The sequence below is a fragment of the Phycisphaerales bacterium genome (assembly GCA_020852515.1).
Classification (GTDB): Bacteria; Planctomycetota; Phycisphaerae; order Phycisphaerales; family UBA5793; genus UBA5793.
Genome location: JADZAS010000011.1, coordinates 47,737 through 67,584 on the forward strand (window position 1 = coordinate 47,737; position 19,848 = coordinate 67,584).

At 64.5% G+C, this 19,848-nt stretch carries 13 protein-coding genes and 1 tRNA gene; 2 read left to right on the forward strand and 12 right to left on the reverse strand.

The features are described 5' to 3' along the window. Positions 1–62: 62 nt before the first annotated feature. The 3 genes from IT430_05035 to IT430_05045 are packed head-to-tail and all read right to left on the reverse strand — an operon-like array spanning position 63 to position 4,386. Entirely contained in the window at positions 63–1,268 is a 1,206-nt protein-coding gene (locus IT430_05035) for an HlyD family efflux transporter periplasmic adaptor subunit (GenBank protein ID MCC6907287.1), read from the reverse strand. 3 nt (positions 1,269–1,271) lie between these two features. Continuing rightward, positions 1,272–3,641, reverse strand: coding sequence for an FtsX-like permease family protein (locus tag IT430_05040; GenBank protein ID MCC6907288.1), 2,370 nt, complete (start codon positions 3,639–3,641; stop codon positions 1,272–1,274). A gap of 7 nt (positions 3,642–3,648) precedes the next feature. Beyond that, positions 3,649–4,386, reverse strand: coding sequence for an ABC transporter ATP-binding protein (locus tag IT430_05045; GenBank protein ID MCC6907289.1), 738 nt, complete (start codon positions 4,384–4,386; stop codon positions 3,649–3,651). 105 nt (positions 4,387–4,491) lie between these two features. On the opposite strand from IT430_05045, the gene IT430_05050 reads away from it, so the two are divergent. Next, a complete protein-coding gene (locus IT430_05050; GenBank protein MCC6907290.1) occupies positions 4,492–5,220 on the forward strand; it encodes a hypothetical protein in 729 nt (242 codons plus the stop codon). A 195-nt stretch (positions 5,221–5,415) separates the two neighbouring features. Here the strand turns inward: IT430_05050 and IT430_05055 are convergent, their stop codons facing one another. From IT430_05055 to IT430_05095, 9 genes are all read right to left on the reverse strand, one after another. Next, positions 5,416–6,687, reverse strand: coding sequence for a hypothetical protein (locus IT430_05055; GenBank protein MCC6907291.1), 1,272 nt, complete (start codon positions 6,685–6,687; stop codon positions 5,416–5,418). 285 nt (positions 6,688–6,972) lie between these two features. Beyond that, positions 6,973–7,614: a prepilin-type N-terminal cleavage/methylation domain-containing protein gene (locus IT430_05060; GenBank protein ID MCC6907292.1), complete on the reverse strand. Its 642-nt coding sequence runs from the start codon at positions 7,612–7,614 to the stop codon at positions 6,973–6,975. Positions 7,615–7,661: 47 nt separating this feature from the next. Then, positions 7,662–8,984, reverse strand: coding sequence for a DUF3466 family protein (locus IT430_05065; protein ID MCC6907293.1), 1,323 nt, complete (start codon positions 8,982–8,984; stop codon positions 7,662–7,664). A 13-nt stretch (positions 8,985–8,997) separates the two neighbouring features. Then, entirely contained in the window at positions 8,998–10,212 is a 1,215-nt protein-coding gene (locus IT430_05070) for a CDP-glycerol glycerophosphotransferase family protein (GenBank protein MCC6907294.1), read from the reverse strand. Then, positions 10,212–11,021, reverse strand: a complete 810-nt coding sequence (locus IT430_05075) for a phosphocholine cytidylyltransferase family protein (GenBank protein ID MCC6907295.1) — start codon at positions 11,019–11,021, stop codon at positions 10,212–10,214. Before IT430_05075 ends, IT430_05070 begins: the two co-directional genes overlap by 1 nt. A gap of 34 nt (positions 11,022–11,055) precedes the next feature. Then, positions 11,056–12,762 (reverse strand): ABC transporter ATP-binding protein, encoded by a 1,707-nt coding sequence (locus IT430_05080; GenBank protein MCC6907296.1) that lies wholly within the window; start codon positions 12,760–12,762, stop codon positions 11,056–11,058. A gap of 315 nt (positions 12,763–13,077) precedes the next feature. Beyond that, positions 13,078–13,151: transfer RNA gene (locus IT430_05085), tRNA-Met, on the reverse strand. Positions 13,152–13,252: 101 nt separating this feature from the next. Continuing rightward, positions 13,253–15,196, reverse strand: coding sequence for a CTP synthase (locus tag IT430_05090; protein MCC6907297.1), 1,944 nt, complete (start codon positions 15,194–15,196; stop codon positions 13,253–13,255). Between the two features lie 153 nt (positions 15,197–15,349). Next, entirely contained in the window at positions 15,350–17,800 is a 2,451-nt protein-coding gene (locus IT430_05095) for an SBBP repeat-containing protein (GenBank protein MCC6907298.1), read from the reverse strand. Between the two features lie 279 nt (positions 17,801–18,079). Here IT430_05095 and trpE point away from each other — a divergent pair, with 279 nt between their 5' ends. Next, the gene (trpE, locus tag IT430_05100; GenBank protein MCC6907299.1) at positions 18,080–19,630 is read left to right on the forward strand and encodes an anthranilate synthase component I; all 1,551 of its coding nucleotides are present in this window, start codon (positions 18,080–18,082) and stop codon (positions 19,628–19,630) included. Positions 19,631–19,848 lie beyond the last annotated feature (218 nt).

The window sequence follows — 19,848 nt, forward strand, 5'->3', positions numbered from 1 at the left end:
TTTCTTCTCTCTTTCCTCCCGCGCGCGGCCGCCGATGGCGGTCGCGTTGCCGTTCTGGAGCGCTACGACCGCACTTTCACTGGCGCGCCGTCGCTCACTTCGTCGCTCGGGTGGACGATGATGCGATCGCCCGGCTCGAGTCCTTCGAGGATTTCGACCTCGAGCGTCGTGCGGTGGCCGACGGTCACCGGCTGAAGCGCGGCCTTCCCATCGCGGACCACGAACACAGCCCACTGCTGGCCGCGGCGAAACAGCGCGCCGCCCGGCGCCTTGGTGACGTTGTCATCGCGCCAGGTGACGATGCGCGCCTCGATGCGGTAGCCGTCGCCGAGCGACTGCCACTTGTCGAGCGGATCGGTGAAGTCGATGATGACGTACACGCGCTGCTCCTCGACGCCCAGTGCGGAGATCTTCGTGAACGCCTGCGGTTCGACGAGTCGCACGACGCCGCTCAGCGGCGCATCGCCGCCCCAGCGCTCGATGTGCACGGGCGCGCCGGGTTGAATCTGCACCGCATCGGTCGAAAGAACATCGACGGCGATCTCGAGATCGGCGGGGTTGCCCAGCTCCATGAGCGGCGAGCCGGGATTGACGACTGCGGCGCTCTCCTGGATGACCCGCAGCACGCGGCCAGTGATGGGTGAGCGGATCACGAGGTACTCGCTGCTGGTCTCGCCTTGCCCCACCGGGCGGGTGCGAAGCAGCGCGGCCTGCGCGAGCTCGAGTTCGAACTCGGCGATCTTGCGGGCGAAGGTGGCGGCGTCGAGATCGGCGCGGGCGGTGCGGTCGGCGACCTGAACCGCGTCGAGTTCGGCCTGACTTGCGGCCTGCTGGTTGAAGGCAGTTTTGACGCGATCGAGTTCCACCGCGGCGAACTGCTGGCGCGCCGTGGCCGCCTGGAGTTCGGCCGCCGTGCGATCGAGCGCGGCCTGGGCGCGGCGGACTCGGGCCTCGGCTTCCAGCGCGGCGCGAGCGTCGAGCAGCGACGGGTCCATCGGCTCGAGCACCGCCAGTTCGGTTTCGCCCGCGATCACTTCATCGCCGGCGTCAAGGCTGATGCGCTGCAACTGGGCCGTCAGCGGCGCCGAGACGACGTAGCGGTCGCGAATGCGCGTGCGGCCGTCTTCATCGACCGTCACTTCCAGCGGGCCGCGCACCACCTCGGCCACATCGACGGGCACGGGCTCGGGCAGAAACGCCCACACGATCGCGGCGATCACAGCCAGAGCCACGGCGACAAGGATGATCCGGTTGACAAGCGTTCGCATGAATCACCCGCGCGTCTTGAGGACCTCGATCAGATCAAGATGGGCAATGCGGCGAATCACGACCAGGCCAGAAACCACCGCGGCGAGTATCACCACCAGCGCGGCGAAACCGTAGGTCGAACGGTTCACCACGATGGGAATGCGGAACAGTTCCGAATCGACAGAGGCAATGACCGCAGCCGAGAGAGTGTATCCGAGCACCAACCCCAGCGGAATGGCGACGAGCGTGAGCAGCGCGAGTTCGCCCATGAGGATCGACGAGACCTCGGCGCGCGTAAAGCCGATGACGCGCAGCGTCGCCAGTTCGCGGCTGCGCTCGGCGAGACTGATGCGGGCGCTGTTGTACACCACGCCGAAGGCGATGATCACGGCGAAGATGACGTTGGCCAGCCGCATGCGCATGAGATTCTCGGCGATCACGTTGTTGAAACTCTCGACCGTCGCCTTCTTGAGCGCGACGCCGGCGACGGCGGGCATGTTCTTGAGTTCGGTGTAGAGACGATTGGTGCGCGCCTCGTCGGCGGCGAGGTACGCGCCGCTGACGCGGTCCTGCTCGCCCATGAGGCGGTGCAGAGCGTCGAGCCGCATGTACGCCGATAAGCCCGAGAAATCATCGATGAGCCCGGAGACGGGCAGTTGCACGACGGGCCGCTCGGATTCGAGCACTTCGAGCGTGACCACGTCGCCCGGGCCGGCGCCGAGGATGTCGCCGAGCTTGGTCGAGAGGTACAGGCCGCTGCGGTCGAACTCGACGAGCCCGCCGTGGATGTCCATGACGCGGAAGAGTTGGGCCCCGGGCTCGATGGCCGTCACCCCGACGCGCCGGGTGTAATGGCCGTGCCGCAGCCGCGCCGGCACGGTGCGAAACGCCTCGGCCGAGAGCACGCCGGGCAGGTGGAGCATCTCGCGCACGGCCCGGCCGTTGATCGGCTCGTTGAGCGTGACCGTCATCGTCTCGCGCTGAGCGCGGCGGAATTGAAGATCGAGCACGTAGTCCACCGAGTCCTTCATGAAACTGCCCACGACGAGTACCGCCGCGGCCATCGCGATGCCGAAGCAGGAGATGGCGGCCTTGAGCGGGCGGCGCTCGAGTTCGCGCAGAATGGTCCGGGCCGCTGGGCTCACCAGGCGCTGCAGCCCGAGGCGCTCGAGAATGGTCGGCTTGAAATTCGCAGGTGGCTCAGGGCGCATGGCCTGCGCCGGCGGCAGCTTGGCGGCCCGGCGCACCGCGGTGAGCGTGCCGATCGAACCGGCGCCCATCGAGATGCCGATCGCGGTTACGACGACGCGCGGCGGTAGCGAAAACGACAGGATCGGAAAGTGAAAGAAGCGCGTGTACATGACCGCCAGGCCGCGGCCCATCCACGTGCCCAGGCCGGTGCCAATGATCGCGCCGACGAGCGCGATGACCAGCACCATCTGCATGTAGTGCCAGCCGACCTGCCAGTTGGAGTAGCCGAAGGCCTTGAGCGCCGCGATCTGCTCGCGCTGCGTCGAGATGAGGCGCGTGAAGACGACGTTGAGCAGGAACGCGGCGACGAGCAGGAAGATGAGCGGTGCAATCACCGTCATGCCGCGCAACTCGTGCAGTTCGTTGGACACAAACTGGTGCGACGGGTGATCCGCCCGGCCGTAGGCGCCCAGGCCGCCGTATGGATCGAGCAGCGCATCGAGGCGGCGAATGACTTCGGCTTCGCTCGCGCCGGGCTCGAGGATGAGGCTCACGTCGTTGAAGGCGCCTTCCATGTCGAAGGCGGGCGCCAGTTCGCGCTCGCTCATCCAGAACACGCCGAAGCGCTTGTCATCGGGCAGGATGTCGCCGGGGCGAATCTGATAGATGTACTCCGGGCTCAGCGCGATGCCGACGATGCGCAGCACATCGCGCCGGCCGTTGATGACGGCGCGCACGGTGTCGCCGGGCACGAGGTCGTGCACCTTGGCGAACGCTTCGCTGACCAGCACCTCGCCGCGCCGGTTGGGCTCGATGTAGCGGCCCTCGCGCAGATACAACCCGTTGATCCACGGCTCGTGCGACTCGGGCACGGAGATGATCCGGCCCAGCGCCGGCTCAGCGAGGTCTTCGACATCCAGATTGACGTTGACCACGACGCGCGTGGCGAACTGAGCCACGCCGGGGAGGTCGGCGATGCGCTCGCCAAGGCGGTTGGGCGCGCGCTTGAGTTGGGCAAACACGTCGGCAAAGCCGTGCCGGTCGTAGTAGGTGTCCATCGTCTGCTGGAGCGAGGCCATGGTGGCCGCGGCGAGGATGAAGGTCGCGATGCCGCTGGCCATGACCAGCGCAATCGCCAGCGCCTGGCCCTTCATCGACCACAGGTCGCGCGTCAGTTTGCGATGGAGAGCAGCGAGGATCATGCGGCGGCTACCACTCCAGTTCGCGCGCGGCCGACTTGGTTTCGTTGCGGTGCTCGGATGCGATGCGGCCGTCGGAGAGCGCGATGACGCGATCGGCCATGGTGGCGATCACCGCGTTGTGGGTGATGACGGCGGTCGCGGTGCCGAGTTCGCGGTTCACCTTCTCGATGGCTTCGAGGACGACGATGCCGGTGTGCACATCGAGCGCGCCCGTCGGTTCATCGCACAGCAGCACCTGGGGCCGCTTGGCCACGGCTCGGGCGATGGCGACGCGCTGCTGCTCGCCGCCGGACAGTTGCGAAGGAAAGTGATCGAGCCGCTCGCCCAGGCCGACCAGCCGCAGCGCCTCGGCGGGCGGCATCGGGTCGCGCGCGATGTCCGTCACCAGCGCCACGTTCTCGCGCGCGGTGAGGCTCGGAATGAGGTTGTAGAACTGGAAGACGAAGCCGACGTGATCGCGGCGATAGCGCGTGAGAGCCGCCTCGTCGTATTCAGTCAGGTTGTGGTCCTTGTAGTGCACCGTGCCCGAGGTGGGCACATCGAGGCCGCCGAGGATGTTGAGCAGCGTGGACTTGCCGCTGCCCGACGGGCCGAGCAGGACGATGAACTCACCTTCGAAGAGATCGAGATCGACCCCGCGCAGCGCCTGGACATCGACCTCGCCGACGTGGTAGGTCTTGGTGAGGCCGCGCGCCTCGAAGACGGCGGCGGTGGCTGGGGGTGATGCGTCAACGAGAGCGGGCATGGGACGATCCTCGGCGCGTGCGGAGGATCGTACGGGCTTCAGGCTGGCGGGATGGATCGGCCGCCGAGCGAATCGGGGCGTACCCGGGCCTGTAGAATTGGGGTGATGCTGAAGTGGGCGCGGAGCATTCTGGTGTTTCTTGTGCTGGGCGCGATTGTGAACGTGGCTGTGGCTTGGGGGTGTGCACTCAATGTCCCCAATGCACAGCGGTATGCGACGAACACGGTGAGAGAGTCCGCCACATTCTGTGATCCCTATGCCCCCGACGCTGCGATGATCGACGTTTTGGATCGGTTCGGAAGCCAACGCATCGACAACTGGTCTCGCGTGACGAATCCGTTGACGCTTACAGAAAGACGCGGTTCGTTTCCTGGTTTTCCCGGGCGGGTCTGGTGGCCCGACACCGATCGGGATGCGTGGCGCCCGGATGTTTACAACATTGCGAGTGGTTGGCCGATGCTGTCGCTGCGGGCGCGATACCAATTTGGCATGCCGGAGATTGGGATGCTCTTCGCAAATGACTCGGTCTCTAGGACAGTTGGATGGGAGTACGCATTCGTCCTCGGCGAGCGCGACCAGCAACGAGTCGTATTGCCGTTGCACCCGATCACGGTCGGCTTTGTCATCGACACTTGTTTCTACTCGGTCTGTGTCGCCGCGCTTGCATATGGATTGGCTGGCCGGCGCCGGATGATTCGCCTTTGGCGATATCAATGCCCCGCCTGCGGCTACCCGCGCGGCACATCGCCCGTCTGCACCGAATGCGGAGAGGCGCTGCCATGCTCAAGCGGGCGCGGCGCATCTTCGTGTTCCTCCGGCTCGGCGCGATTGTGAACGTCGCGGTGGCGTGGGGGTGTGCGATCTGGCACGGTCAGTTCAGGGCGAGTCCGTTCAGGGCTTACCATCGTGACGGATTCGAGAGTCCACGCCTTGTCTTCACGCACTCGCGGTTCGGATACCGAATCGTCATTGACGATGACGTTGATGGACCCATGCTTCGCGCTCGCACGCTCTTGAGCCCATCCAATCCTACAACTGCGATCGAAGCAGCTCGGCGGCGCGTTCGATGAGGCGCTCCCGGCGCGGGCGGTTGCGCCACTCTTCCAGCGAGATCAGGCGCGACTGGGAGCGGTCTTCATTGAAGAGCGATACCTGGCTCTGCGCGAACTGGGCATTGAGCACATTCAGGTTCGACTCGTCATTGAGACGGAACGAGCGGTTGTCGAAGTTGGTCGAGCCGACCGACACCCACAGATCGTCGATGATCATGAGCTTGCAGTGATAGAGGCTGGGCTGGTACTCGTAGATGCGGATGCCGGCTTCCAGCAGCGGCCCCCAGCGCGCCCGGCTGGCCTGGCGGGCGACTTTCACGTCGATCCGGGGCCCGGGCACGATGATCTCCACATCCACGCCGCGCTGAGCCGCGTGAGCGAGCGCCTTGACCGACAGGTCATCGGGCACGAAGTAGGCGCTGGCGAGCCTGATGGAGTGCGCCGCCGAAGCGATCGACAGCAGGTACATCAGGCGCAGAGATTCGCTGCCCTCGCGCGGCGAACTGGAGAACACCTGGGCGACGCAGGGGCCGGCCTGCTTGAGGGGCGGGAAGTAGGCCGGGCCGTGCAGCACGTGGGAGTGCGTCGTGATCCAGTTGTCCATGAACGCCGATTGCATCTGCGCGACGCCGGGCCCTGTGAGCCGGTAGTGGTTGTCGCGCCATCGCGTCGGTTTGTCGCCCGCACCATCCCATTCATCCGCGATTCCGACTCCGCCGGTGAACCCCACGCGGCCATCGACGATCAGGAGCTTGCGATGCGTGCGGTGGTTGACGCGCCAGGCGTTGTACCAGCGCAGCGGATGGTACAGCTCGACGTGGGCGCCCGCCGCTTCGAGGTCGCGGAGGTAGGCGGGATCGATGGTCTTGCTGCCCAGCCAGTCGATGAGGACGTGCACCTTCACGCCGGCCCGCGCCCGATCGCAGAGGGCATCGACGAATTTCCGGCCGATCTGCCCTGACCAGTAGATGAACGTCTCGAAGCAGATGGTTTCGCGGGCATCGGCGATGGCCGCGAGCATGGCGGGGAAGATCTGTTCACCGTTGATCAGGGTGGTGACGGCATTGCCCTCGGACATCGGTGGCGGAAGCAGGTTGCCCATCGAGCGGCGGAACTGGTCGTCGGCAACGGCATACAGCGTCGGGATCTCGTATTCGATCTTCTTTTCCTGCCCCACCAGGCCGACGACGATGATCACCGCGACGATCGTGAGCACGAAAACGATGATCGCGGTGACGGCGATGGCCATAATGTCAAGTGTACGAGGCGGGGCGGGTCAGCAATCCGTGCGATCGGGGTCGCTCGGACCACATTACGGTCAGAACCGGGTGGACCCGCCCGACGCACCCGGCTGGGTGGTGCGGCGAGGCGCTGCCATGCTGAAGCGCAGCGCCGCTTCGCCTCACCCACACAGGGCGTGCGGGTCGGTATCGCGCAGCGAAAGAACCTTCGGTCCGGCGTGTCCGCGCAGCGCCATCCCGCCGGCGCGCACGGCCCCGCGTGCTTCAATCGGGTCGCGGGATGTCGTACCTCGCTACTCGCGCTGCCAATCGAGCGCGCCCACATCCTCCTTGCGGACCGCCGCGACGTGCCAGTCGGCGAAGAGGATATTGGCCGAACCGAGGTGTCTCGACTGCACCTTTCCTTCGCGCCCCTTGAACGAGACGCCCTCCCCGGTGTACTCCGCGTCAAAGATGATCGGTGCAGACACGGGGCGCGGAATCCACTGCAGCTTCACGAACGGCTGCGTGTTGTTCTCGAGGCCGCTGTTGAAGCGGTACGCCTTGATGAAAGACGGCGAGGTGCGATCCACTTCGGGACACAGCTTGACGGCTGGATAAAACTCCGTCCGCCCGAGCACTGAATCGTCATTGCGCACGCCGAGATAGCGGTTGATGCCGAAGTACCAGCACAGAACCTCCGGGTGATTCGAATCGTCCTCGTGCGGAAGTGCGCCGTAGTCGAGATCGTAAAGGTTGAACGCCACGCCGTGCTGCCGCAGGTTCGAAAGACACGTTCCCGCGCGCGCCGAGCGCCGGCTGCGGGCCAGCGCCGGCAGGAGCAGGGCGATGAGCAGCGCGATCACGGAAATCACGACGAGCAGTTCGATGAGGGTGAAAGCGCCATCGCACCGCGGCGCCCGGCTCCGGTTCTTCGCGAATGGATGGCGTCTCATGGCAGCCTCATTTCCCCCGGCCCGCGATTCCCCATCGGGTCGGCCCGCTACTGGAACGTGTGCGAGTTTCGATTCGAAACCCGGCAGGAACTCTCTTCGTACGCCTGGAAGTACACCAGTACGCCTCGCGCGTTGCTTGGCACCGGCACGCTCAACTGGGCATGGCCGTTCTGATCGGCGTTCGCCGCACCCATGAGCGTGGCGTTCTGCAGGCTCAGCGAGATGTTGGGGCAATTCGGTATCGAGGTCGAACCGGAGCGCAGCCCGTAATAGAACCGCTGGCGCGCGCCGGGCGTTGCGCCGTCGATCGTGAACGTGTTGGACTGGCCGGCGATTCCCGGCGTCGGTCCGCCGAGGATGAGCACATTGCTGCCCGTAGGCACGAGCAGAAAGGCGTGCGTCTGTCCGTTCACCGATCCGCGGCCGACGATCTGGCCGTCGTCGTTGATGTCCATCGCCTCCTTGAGGTTCCATCCTGCCAGCGGCGAGATGAGATCGTTGAGCTGGAACATCTGGCCGTTCTGCCACAGGAACGCGCGTTTCACGTCGCCGACGGCATCGGCGTAACCCACGATCTGGCCCGCGTTGTTCACGGCCCAGGCCAGGCTCGAGGTACCGCCGAACGTCCCCATGTCATGAGCGCCGTTCTGGTCCCAGTAGCAGGCGTGCGAAGGGCCCTGCGCGGTGTGCGACTCGCCGACGACGAGTCCGCCTTCGTTGAGGTCGTAGGCGAAACTGTTGGGGCCGCCGAGCGTGCCCAGGTCGACCATCTGCTGATTGCGGATGACGAACGCATGCTGGGCGCCGCCGAGCGCGAACGAGTAGCCGGCGACTTCTGACGCGTCATTGATCGCGCGAGCCCAGCTTGACACGCCGCCGAGCGTCCCAAGGTCGGTCATCTGCCCGTTCTGCCAGCGAAACGCGCGCGTCGCGCCGGTGTTGGTGTCCGCCCAGCCGACGATCTGATTGGCGCTGTTGATGTCATAGGCCGAACTCTGAAGTCCCCCGAGCGTGCCGAGATCGAGCGACTGGTTTCCCTGCCAGCGCACGGCGTGCTGGGTCCAGTAGTTGATATCCGCCCGTCCGACGATGATCCCGGCGTCGTTGATCGCCCGCGCGTTGCTTTCGCGCCCGCCAAGCGTGCCGAGGTCGGTCATCAGAACGCCGTCCCAGTAGAACGCGTGATCATTGCCGCCCACGATGTCGGAATAGCCGACCACTTTGCCCTGTGCGTTCAGACCGCGCGATTCGCTGTCGTTGCCGCCGAGTGTGCCCAGGTCGATGACGTCGTACTGCTGGGCGCGGGCGATGGATGTTGCCGAGCATAGTGCACATACGGCCAGTGCGGCGATTGAAAGCCCTCGATTCATTTCTCTTCTCCTGTCAGGTTTGAGCCGGCGCTGCCGATTGGGATGCGCCCGGCGGGTGTGAGTCGATTCGTCGGTCGGACGATGATGGGCGGGACGCGGCTGTCTCCGTGCGGGTGTGGTTCGACTCGCTTCGCGGAAGCCGCCCGTGATTCAGGAACGTCTGGCGGAACCACTTCAACGCAGCCTCGGTGGCACATCCGCGGTTGAAGAACAGATCCTCGGCCATGGCGCGCCGCTGTGGGGCGAACTGTGTTGGGTTCGCCAGCGCCTGCTTCAGCGCTTCGACAACCTGCGCCGGCTCTTCGACGATGGCGCCGGCATGCCGGCCCCATGTGTTGAGATCGAGCTGGCTCCCGTCGCCGCGCCCGGCCCGCCTGATCAGGCGCGGCACGTCAAGGAACAGCATCGGTCGGTCGAGCAGCGAATACTCGCTCGATACCGACGACGCATCGGTCATGAGCACATCAGCAAGGAACAGCAGCGGGATGACATCCACTTCGCGCGAGATGTGCACGTGCGCGCTGCCCAGGGGCGCCAGCCGGTCGAACCAGTTGATCTCCGTGTTCTTCGGATGATCGTGAGGCTTGAGGATGAGATCGCAGCCGCCCCACCTGGCGATCTCTTCGATCACCGCTTCGCCCATCGTTTCCAGAGAGTTGTACTTCTGCCCCGTCGGCGCATACAGCACGATCGGCCGCGAGCCGTCGATGCCATACTTCGCTGCGAGCCTGGTGCGATCGAGCGAGCCGTCGAGCAGCCGATCGGTCTTCATGAATCCGATATCAAGAGCCCGTGGATCACCGGGCTCCATGAGTCCCGATTCGACGAATCGCCGCCTCATGTAAGGCCCGATCAGGAAGTAGTAGTCGGCGCCCATGTTCTCGGCGCGCACCGCCTTGTTGCGGAACGAAATGCCGTGAAAGATCTGAACGCGCTTCCCGACCTGCGCAGGTGCGATCATGTTCGTATTGCCGGCGAACAGCACGTCGCATTGCACTCGCCCGAGATCCGCGGTCGGAACGATCTGTGCGGGCGCGATCCCGAACGGCTCATACATGCCGCGCTCGTCATACGTGACGGCTTCGCCCTGCCTGGTCCGCAGTCCTCCGGAGAGCATGACTTCGACGCCGTCCAGTCGGGTCAGTTGCTCGAAGAGAGGTCGAAAGCAGGCGAAGTGCACCGGTGCATATCCGGTGAAGAGCACCTTGAGCGGAGGCCGCGTGTTCATCATCGCCGGCCCCCGGCCACGCCGTTGCGGATCTGAGCGTCGTCGGACAGGTGACCGGCTCCGTTAACGGTGACGCCAGGGCGTGCTTCGCTCGGGATGCGCATCTTCATGCGCCGCCAGACGCTGCTCGTGGCATACTCAAAGTCCTGCGGGAAATCGATCTCGGCCCAGGGCATGCCGGCGATGTCGATCGCTTCGATTGCGACTTCAGAGGCAATGGCTGAGACGGCCGCGGGAGCCCACTCCATCATCAATCCGTCGCGGACAATCCGATCGGCCGCAATGAGCAGCCGGTGAGCCGCCGCTTCGTCGAACTTGAGCAGACCAATGCTCTCGCCGGCCGATTCGCCGACAGGCGTTGACTTGCTCAGCCCGATGACGCGCGCGCCGCGCAGCGAGACCTTCATCTCCTCGGGATCGGCGCCGGAACCTGAGTCATACGCGAGTCCGGAGCCTTTCGCCGCCGCCACGCGCTCGTAGATGCGCGTGTCGGCGAACAGATCGCTGTTCACCATCATGAACCCGGACTCGATCCATCGGCGCGCGACCCAAAGCGAATAGAGGCTGTTCGTCGAGGCGTACTCGTGGTTATCGATGAACTCGACCTGTCCGCCGATCGTCTCTCGAACGTAATGGGCGCCATGTCCGACGACGACTCCGATGCGTGAGATCCCGCACGCCCTCAGAGTCGCGATCTGGTGTTCGATGAGCGAGACGCCGCCGATGGTCAGCAGCCCCTTGGGCTTGCCGTTCAGCAGCGCGCCCAGGCGGCTCCCTCTCCCCGCGGCCAGTATCAATGCCTGTTGCATGTAAGAACGAGCCCTCTCCCCCGCTTGCGCGGGCTCACAGCTGCAACTCGGTTCCCGCGTGTTCGACGCCGGAATCCGCTGACGCCTCTGTGACGGCGCCATCTCCCGCATCGGCCGCGATCCGGCCGCTGCGCAATTCGATAATCCGATCGAATCTCTGAATCCTGATCGGACGTGAGAACGTCATGACCAGCGTGCGCTGGCCGATATGCTCCAGTACGGCGAGTACCGCCTTTCGTGCCGCTCGCTTACTCAAACCCGCAGCGATGTCATCAATGAGAAGCAGCGGCGGCGCCGGCTGCAGCAGGGCTCGCGCCAGCGCGATCTGCTTGCGCTCTCCCAGCGACAGATCCTCGGATGAGACGCGACTGTCGAGCCCGTCGGCCATTCGACGAAGCGCCTTGGCGGCGCCGCACGCGCGCACCAGCTCCAGAGCCTGGTCGTCCGTGACGCTCGCCGTGATGCCGAGCGTGTTCCGGAGCGGTTGCCGGGGCCAGGCGGGAAGCGCCGGCACCAGGCACGATCGCCCGGCAAGTTCAAACGATTCCTTCGCCAGGTCCCATTCGTGCTCGTCCCAGTCGAGACGACCGCGGGCGGATCGCTGGCTTCCGGCGAGCAGTTGCAGCAGCATGGTCTTGCCGCTGCCCTGCGGCCCGATGACCGCCACACGCTGACCCGCGGCGATTTCGAGTAAGTCGATGCGCAAAACGTTTCGCCTGGCCTGGCGCTTGCCGAGTCGCACGCGCGCGTCGCGAAGCCGCAGCCGGGACTTCAGCACGGCGCTGACGCCAGTGTCGCGAGTCGCCGCCGGTTCCATGTTGACGATCTCGAGCACGCGCTCGAGGCACGCGACGATCTTGCCCGTGCGCACGCCCTGCCGGGTCAGTTGCACGAGCGGCGCGCGCATCATCAGCGCGTAGAGCGCGAAGACGACGAGATGGCTCGGCTCGATGCGACCTGAGCGGGCACCCGCCATGCCGACGAGCAGACAGCCCAGCACGGTCGCACCGAATATGGTATGAGCCGCCCAGGTGGCCCGGCCCTGCAGGCAGGTGATTCGCGCCTCGTGGCTCGCGCTCTCGGAGCTGCCGGAGGTAAACGACTCGCTGCCAGTTCGCTCGGAATGCGTGCTGTGCAGGAACTCGGCCAGCGCGCCTTCCTTGGCGCGGTACTTCGCGGCCTGACGGTACACCGCCCCCGCCGCCCGCCACGTTACCAGGACAGTGAGCACCACGCCCACCGTGAAGACCAGCCCGAGCGCCGGGTCGATCGAGATCAGCACAACAGATACGCCGATCGCCATAGCGCCATTTGTCGCGACATGGACGAGGAAGCCTTTGAGCCCGGCCTTGATACGGGCGGTGTCACCGATCAGCCGGGCGATGATGTCGCCCTGGCGAACGCCGCTCCCGGCTGGACTGTTCAAAATGCGCCCGATCGCGCCGACGGCGCGGGAACGGAGGTCATGGATTACCGTGATCGCGAATCGCGCAAACGACAGCCGCTCGCGATAGTCCGCATAGCCCATGATGACGAGCAGAACCAGGAAACTCACGGCCGCGAACAGCAGCGGACCCGTCAGCGACGGCGACTCTCCCCCAGCGCCGGCAGCCGACTGCCCGGCGGAAAGCAGTGGTTTGAGAGCGGCCTTGAGCGTCCACGGAAGAACCAGTCGCGCACCGACCACGGCCAGCGCGGCACCGAGCCCGACAGCAAATGAAGCGCGGTGCGCCCACGCCAATGGCCATATGCCACGCACGACCGATCGCCCGTGGCGTCCGGAGGCTCTCATGGTTGTTTCCCCAACACGAATCCCGCTGTTCGGCCGAGTCGGACACCTCGGCGTGCAAGCGAGTCGGCACTCACCGAGCAATTGCGCCAGTGTAACCCAACTCGAACGAAAGTGGGAAGAATTGCGTCAGATTGGGGCAATATGCCCCTAACGGGCGGTGCATCCGTCCGAAAACGACACTTAACGCGCAGTCAATATCAGAAGCTGCGCCCCGCAGCCGCCAGAGGCGCGCCAACATCTCCTGGCCGGGAGTCGTCGGGGAAGTGGCGGCACGTGGACTCGAACCACGGACCTAGGGCTTATGAATCCCTCGCTCTAACCAACTGAGCTATGCCGCCGGGGCGTGCCTCGGGGCGGCCTTCGCGGCCGGTTTCCGGGCAGATGCGATGGTAGTCGCAAGCCGCCGACGGTCAACGGTTTTCGGGTCTGCGGCCGCTGGTCAGCGCGACGGCGCCGGCGCGGCGGCGGAGATCACGGCGACGGCGGGACGAACCCTATCCCCGCCCTCCGATGTGCTCGGCTCGAAAGGGCGCAGCCAGCGGGCCGACACCTCCTCGACCTTCAGGCTCGGCCGGGCGTGGCGGGCGGCGGCGGCGATCAGGCCGGCGAAGAGCGGATTCGGCCGCGCGGGCCGGCTGGTCAATTCCGGATGGAACTGCCCGCCGATGAAGTAGGGATGCATCTCCGTGCTCAACTCCAGCACCTGCATGATCGGCTGTTTGGGGTGGCGGCCGGAGAACATCAGCCCCGCAGCCTCGAAGCGATCAACGTACCTCGGCTCGACCTCGTAGCGGTGGCGGAAACGCTCGCGAATGTGGAAGGTGGACGACCTGGCGTTGCCGATCTGCGACCGGGCCTCGGCGCGCTGGCGGCTGCTGGCGTAGAGGAATGCAGCGAGCGAATCGGCCCGGATGACGACTTCCTGCCCGCCCAGGCGCATCGTGCCGCCGAGGCCCTCGATCTGCTTCTGCTCGGGCAGTTCGCTGATGACCGGATCGGCGCACTGCGAGTCGAACTCGGTCGAGTTGGCGCCGCTCAGACCCAGGACGTTGCGGGCGAACTCGATGACGGCGACCTGGAAGCCAAGGCAGATGCCCATGTAGGGCAGCTGATTCTCGCGGCAATAGCGGACGCAGGCGATCTTGCCCTCGACGCCGCGCGCGCCAAAGCCGCCGGGCACGATCACGCCGTTTAGCCCTTCGATCGAAGCGGCGACGTTGGCGTCGTTGATCTCCGTGGTGTCGATCCACTTGACGTCGATCTCGGCGGAGAGTTCGGCGCTGCAGTGCTCCAGGGCCTTGTCGATGGAGGCGTAGGCGTCGCGGAGCGCCGCGTACTTGCCCGTGATGCCGATGCTCACGCGGTGCTTCTTGGGCCGCGTGAGCGAATGGACGAAGCCGCCCCACTGCTCGCGCGCGGCGTCTTCGTTCACCTGGTTCACCCGATCGTGCAGGCTGAGGATCGAGAGCACCTGGCGGTCGAGCCCCTGCGCGCGAAGCGCATCGGGGATGACGTAGATCGACTCGCGATCGTGCATCGAGAAGGTGCGGTTGAGCGGCACGTTGCTGAACATCGCGATCTTCTGGCGCACGGTGTTGGTGACGGGGTTCTTGGCGCGGCAGGCGACGATGTGGGGCTGGATGCCGACTTCGAGCAGGCGCTTGATGCCCAGCTGGGCGGCCTTGGATTTCTGCTCGCCGAGGATCTCGGGCTCGATGACGTAGGTGAGGGCGACGAAGCAGACGCTGCCGGGGCCTTCTTCGAAGGCGAGTTCGCGCAGGGCTTCGATGTAGAAGCCGTTCTCGAAATCGCCCGCGGTTCCGCCGACCTCGACGAAGACGACGTCGGCCGGTTCGCCGTTGCAGCCGGTCATGGCGAGCTGGCGGAGCATGCGCTTCACCTCGCCGGTGACGTGGGGGATCATCTGCACGTCGCGGCCGAGGTAGCCGCCGCGGCGCTCGCGATCGAGGATGGTCGAGTAGATGCGGCCGGCGGTGGTGAAGTTGTCGTAGGAGAGGTTCTGGTCGAGGATGCGCTCGTAGGTGCCCAGGTCCATGTCCGTCTCGGTGCCGTCGTCGAGGACGAAGACTTCGCCGTGGCGGTAGGGGTTGAGCGTGCCGGCGTCGATGTTGAGGTAGCCCTCGAGCTTGATGGGGGCCACCGAGAGGCCCTTGTCCTTGAGGAGCTTGGCGATGGAGGAGGAGAAGATGCCCTTGCCCAGGCCGGACATGACGGTGCCGAAGACGGCGACGTAGCGATGGCGCGAAGGCTGATAGCCCTTGGGGACGGGCGAGTAGTACTCGGTGGTCTCCTCGGGAGCGCCAAACTGGGCGAGGAGGGATGGGTTCGAATGCGGGCTCTGCGGGGCGGATCGGTCGGGCATGAGATAGTGTAACCGGGAATGCGGGGAGGGCGAGGGGTGGGCGGGGCGCGGGCGACGCACTCGAAATGCCGAGCGCCGTGCCAGAAGCAGCGATTTCGAGGGGCCAGTGTCCCGGCTTATGGTTTGATTTGCAGCAGGCGGTCGACTTCTTGACTACTCGATGCGGGCCACGTTGCTCGTGCCGCAGGTGGTAAGGTCAATGAGTTGGAGGAACGAGCCGCACGCGGCGCCACCGACTGAGGAACTGAGAATCTTCGATCCATCTCCCTCGGAACGGCCGGTCCAGACTACTTGAATCTGATTGGCACAGAGCCCAAGCGACGTGCCGGGACAGGGCATCTGTTCCGGCACGACAAAGGCACCTTCGCATCGGGCGAAGATCAGTGCCACCCGCGCGTCGGGTGTTGCTCCGTTCCACTCCACGCGAATAGGGCCACCGATTGGACAGGTCGCATTGACAGAAAGCGCGACACCGGTCCGATTACTTAACTTGACGAGCACCGCGTCTGTAAAACCGTGGAACGAGTTGCTGTGCCCTTCGAAATCCCCTGATTCGGTCGATCCAACTATCAACGCATTGCCAAGCAAATCCAGCTCCACATCGCGACCCGAATCCACTTCACTACCCCCAAGGTAAGTCATCCATTGAATCTCACCGACCGCATCGACCTGGAGTATGAACAGGTCGTTCACTCCGCCGTGGTGCTCGTTGTTCCTCCCCTCAAAGTCCGTCGATTGTGTCGTGCCCGCCACCAGCGCATTGCCGGCACGATCAACTGCAACTCCAAACCCATCATCGTCACCGCTGCCGCCAAGGTAGGTCATCCACTGCAGTTGGCCGGCAGGGTCGACTTTGAATACGAAGCACTCCCCCGAATCTCCGTGGCTCGAATTGTTCCGGCCTTCGAAGTCTATGGATTGCGAATACCCCGTCACAATTGCGTTGTCGGCCGGGTCGACAGCAATGTCTTTGCCACGGTCCCAGTCACTTCCTCCGTAGTATGTCATCCAGCGCACTTGACCGGTCGGGCTCACACTGGCAACAAAGGCGTCTCCTCCCCAAGTACCGCCGCCATGATATGTGTTGTTTCGGCCTTCGAAATCGACTGATTCTGTGTCCCCAGTTACCAGCAGGTTTCCGCCACTGTCCGCGGCGACACCATACCCAAGATCTTCACCCGTTCCCCCAAGAAAGTGCACCCAATCCAGTTCACCGGTCGGTGTGATCTTGAGCGCGAACGCTTCATTCTCCCATCTTGTACCATGAAAAGTGTTGTTCTGACCCTCGAAATCAGGTGACTCGGTAGTTCCCGCAATCAGTGCGTTGTCCGACTCGTCGATGGCGATGGCGTACGCATCGTCGGTATAAGTGCCTCCGAGATATAACATCCATATTAATTGCCCGTTCTGATTCAGTTTCAGCGCAAAGGCATCGTGCTCCAACGTGCCACCGTGATTTGAATTGGTCGCTCCCTCAAAATCGATCGACACCGTATGACCCACGATCAGCCCATTGCCGAGGCTGTCGACTGCGATACCTGAACCAACGTCTGTTCTTGTACCTCCCAGGTATGTCATCCACAGCAGCGTTCCGGCTGGGGACACCTTCAGTGCGAAGGCATCAAAGTAATCCGACCCCCCGTGGCGTGAGTTCCGTCTTCCTTCAAAATTCCCGGACCTCGTATACCCAGTGACCCATGCATCGCCATCCGAATCGGCGACAACGTCGAGTCCATAGCTTTCATAGATTCCCCCCAAGAAAAGTGACCATTCCAAGTCGGGATCAAGTACTAGGACATGGTTGGGATCAGGTGTATCCAGAACATCAATTGTGTATGTGCTACTGTCGATCGCTGCATACCTGGCTCGGAGCAACTGTCGGCGGCCGTCGATGTCCTGCCATACGACGGGCGCCGCATCGACCAGCGTACCGAGCGGTGTCTCGATCTTGAGATCACCGGTCTCATCGACACACACATTCTCGCTGCCGTCGTATGCAATTCGCAGGCGCGTGTAGTCCGCTCCCGGCGCCACATGGAACTCATACTTTAGGATGCTTGTTTCGCTCCCGGTCACATGGAGATCGATTCCGTCATAGAGGCCTTCGTATACAACGCTCGTGAACGAAGGAACGTTGCTCGTCGGCATTCGATCTTCACCACCGAGGAAGTAGTTGAACCGGGCCGCTTGCGGTTGCTCGCCGCGCGGCCAAACCTGGATCGCACCGGGAAAGCTTACGGCGAGCGCAATCTCGTCGTTCAACATCTCCTCGGACTCAGAAGTCTCCAGGATTGCGTCGACTACCCCACCCACTACCGTTTTTGCTCCGATTGCAGCGGAATTCTGTCGTTCGATTTCTCCCTGGAACAGGTGCATGGTGAGCGAGGATTCGCGGAATGCAATGTCCATGCCTGCCGCGCGCAATCCGTAGCAAACCGTGGGATCAGACCACTGACCTTGATTCGGCACGAAGTATGCGCCGCTCAGGCCGAGGCGCACCATCTCCCCTACGTCCTGACTCGCGAGAACCGGCGAGACACTGAAGAATGTACCGAGCACGACCGTTGCAAGGCGCGCAATTCGGAATAGTGGGAGGCTTGCCACGGGGGTTTCCTTCCTGTAGGGCTGTCAGGGACCCTGCGCTAGATCCGACAGGCCCACTCCACACCCCGGCGTTGCCGATGGAGTCGGGGCTAATGCAGATCCAGCCGTCTGGTCCGCAGTATAAGGGACACGGCGTCCATCCGCGCGCGTTTTATCCCGAAGCCTGAAAAACCATGCGATTTTCTTGCTCGCCATCGCAGGCTCATTCCACAAGCTCCTCCAGTCTGGAGTGGTTCAGCACGACGAGAATAGCGCGGTACCGCCTAGACTCAGCCCGCGATGACGTTGCCGGATCGGGGGACATTTCGGGAACTGGCCGGGCGGGGCAATCTGGTGCCGCTGGTGCGGCGGGTGTTTTCTGATCAGCTCACGCCGGTGCTGGGGTATCGGCGGCTGGTGGCGGCCGACGAGCGGACGGCGCCGAGTTTCCTGCTCGAGTCGGTCGAGAATGGCGACAAGCAGGGGCGGTACTCGTTTTTCGGGGCCCAGCCGAGCGTGGAGGTCATCGCGCGGCAGCATGAGGTGACGATCGAGGATCATCTGACGGGGGCGGTGCGAACCGAGCGGCTTGACGATCCGCTGGATGTGCCGCGCGCGATCAGTGCGGGGCTGCGGCCGGTGATGCACGGCGATCTGCCGGGCGCGTTCTGCGGCGGGTGGGTCGGGTATGCGGGCTATGACAGCGTGCGCTACGTCGAGGAAGGCAAGTTGCCCTTTGATGGCGCGCCGGATGATGATCGCGGCCTGCCGGATCTGCACCTCGGGCTGTATGAGACGGTGGCGGTGTTTGATCACGCACGGAAGATGGTGTACGCAGTGCGCTGGGTGCGGGTGGGAGACCAAACGCGCGTGGATGCGGCGTACGACGCGGGGGTGGCGGCGCTGGATCGGTTCGTCGAACGGTTGCAGACGCACAGTGTGCCGCTGCCGGCCGGGTCGATCGCGATGAATCTGGCGCAGCGCGGGGCGGCGGCGATCCAGTCGAACATGACGCAGGCGCAATTCGAGGCGGCAGTGGAGCGGGCCAGGGAGTACATCCTCGCCGGCGACATCTTCCAGGTCGTGCTCAGCCAGCGCTTCGAGCGGCAGACGGCGGCGGACCCGTTCGAGATCTACCGCGCCCTGCGCATCGTCAACCCCAGCCCGTACATGATCTACCTGCAGGCGCGCGGGGCGATCCTCGTCGCGTCGAGTCCGGAGATTCTGTGCCGCGTGCATGAGCGGTGCGTGGTGAATCGGCCACTGGCGGGGACGCGCAAGCGCGGGGCAACGGAGGAGGAAGATCTGGCGCTGGAGCGCGAGCTGCTTGCCGATGAGAAGGAACGTGCTGAGCACATCATGCTCGTCGATCTCGGGCGCAACGACGTGGGCCGGGTGGCGAACAAGGGCAGTGTATCGATCGATCGGATGATGGAGATCGAGCGCTACAGCCACGTGATGCACATCTCTTCGACGGTGACGGGCACGCTGGCGGATGGGCTCGACTCGTGGGCGGCGCTGCGGGCGGCTCTGCCGGTGGGCACCATCAGCGGCGCGCCCAAGGTGCGGGCGATGCAGATCATCGATGAACTCGAGCCGACGCGGCGCGGGCCGTATGGCGGGGGCATCGGCGTGGTCTCATTCGACGACCAGATGGACATCGCTCTGGCGCTGCGGACGATGGTCGTGCCGGTGCAGGAGCATCACGGCGAAAGGTGGATGGTCCACCTGCAGGCCGGGGCGGGGATCGTGGCGGACTCGAACCCGAGCAGTGAGTACGAGGAAACGGTGAGCAAGGCGGCGGCGCTGGCGCGGGCGATCGACCTGGCCGAAGCGGCGTTTGGGTCTTGAAGTAGGTTTACCGCGGAGACCGCTGAGAGCGCAGAGAAGACACTTAGCCGCGAAGAGGCACAAGAGTCGCAAAATGGAGATGCAGAGAACAACGACTGAAAGCGCGGAGTTGAGTTCAGGACCTGATTCCGACCCATCTCGATTCCGTTTTGTGTCTCTTGTGCCTCTTTGCGGCCATACCGATTCTTGTTTCTCTCTACGCTCTCGGCGCTCTCTGC

What these genes read in the sequence shown, in the direction of transcription:
- IT430_05035 (MCC6907287.1), bottom strand. Translation starts at nt 1,268, where the DNA reads ATGCGAACGCTTGTCAACCGGATCATCCTTGTCGCCGTGGCTCTGGCT.
- IT430_05040 (MCC6907288.1), bottom strand. Translation starts at nt 3,641, where the DNA reads ATGATCCTCGCTGCTCTCCATCGCAAACTGACGCGCGACCTGTGGTCG.
- IT430_05045 (MCC6907289.1), bottom strand. Translation starts at nt 4,386, where the DNA reads ATGCCCGCTCTCGTTGACGCATCACCCCCAGCCACCGCCGCCGTCTTC.
- IT430_05050 (MCC6907290.1), top strand. Translation starts at nt 4,492, where the DNA reads ATGCTGAAGTGGGCGCGGAGCATTCTGGTGTTTCTTGTGCTGGGCGCG.
- IT430_05055 (MCC6907291.1), bottom strand. Translation starts at nt 6,687, where the DNA reads ATGGCCATCGCCGTCACCGCGATCATCGTTTTCGTGCTCACGATCGTC.
- IT430_05060 (MCC6907292.1), bottom strand. Translation starts at nt 7,614, where the DNA reads ATGAGACGCCATCCATTCGCGAAGAACCGGAGCCGGGCGCCGCGGTGC.
- IT430_05065 (MCC6907293.1), bottom strand. Translation starts at nt 8,984, where the DNA reads ATGAATCGAGGGCTTTCAATCGCCGCACTGGCCGTATGTGCACTATGC.
- IT430_05070 (MCC6907294.1), bottom strand. Translation starts at nt 10,212, where the DNA reads ATGAACACGCGGCCTCCGCTCAAGGTGCTCTTCACCGGATATGCACCG.
- IT430_05075 (MCC6907295.1), bottom strand. Translation starts at nt 11,021, where the DNA reads ATGCAACAGGCATTGATACTGGCCGCGGGGAGAGGGAGCCGCCTGGGC.
- IT430_05090 (MCC6907297.1), bottom strand. Translation starts at nt 15,196, where the DNA reads ATGCCCGACCGATCCGCCCCGCAGAGCCCGCATTCGAACCCATCCCTC.
- trpE (MCC6907299.1), top strand. Translation starts at nt 18,080, where the DNA reads ATGACGTTGCCGGATCGGGGGACATTTCGGGAACTGGCCGGGCGGGGC.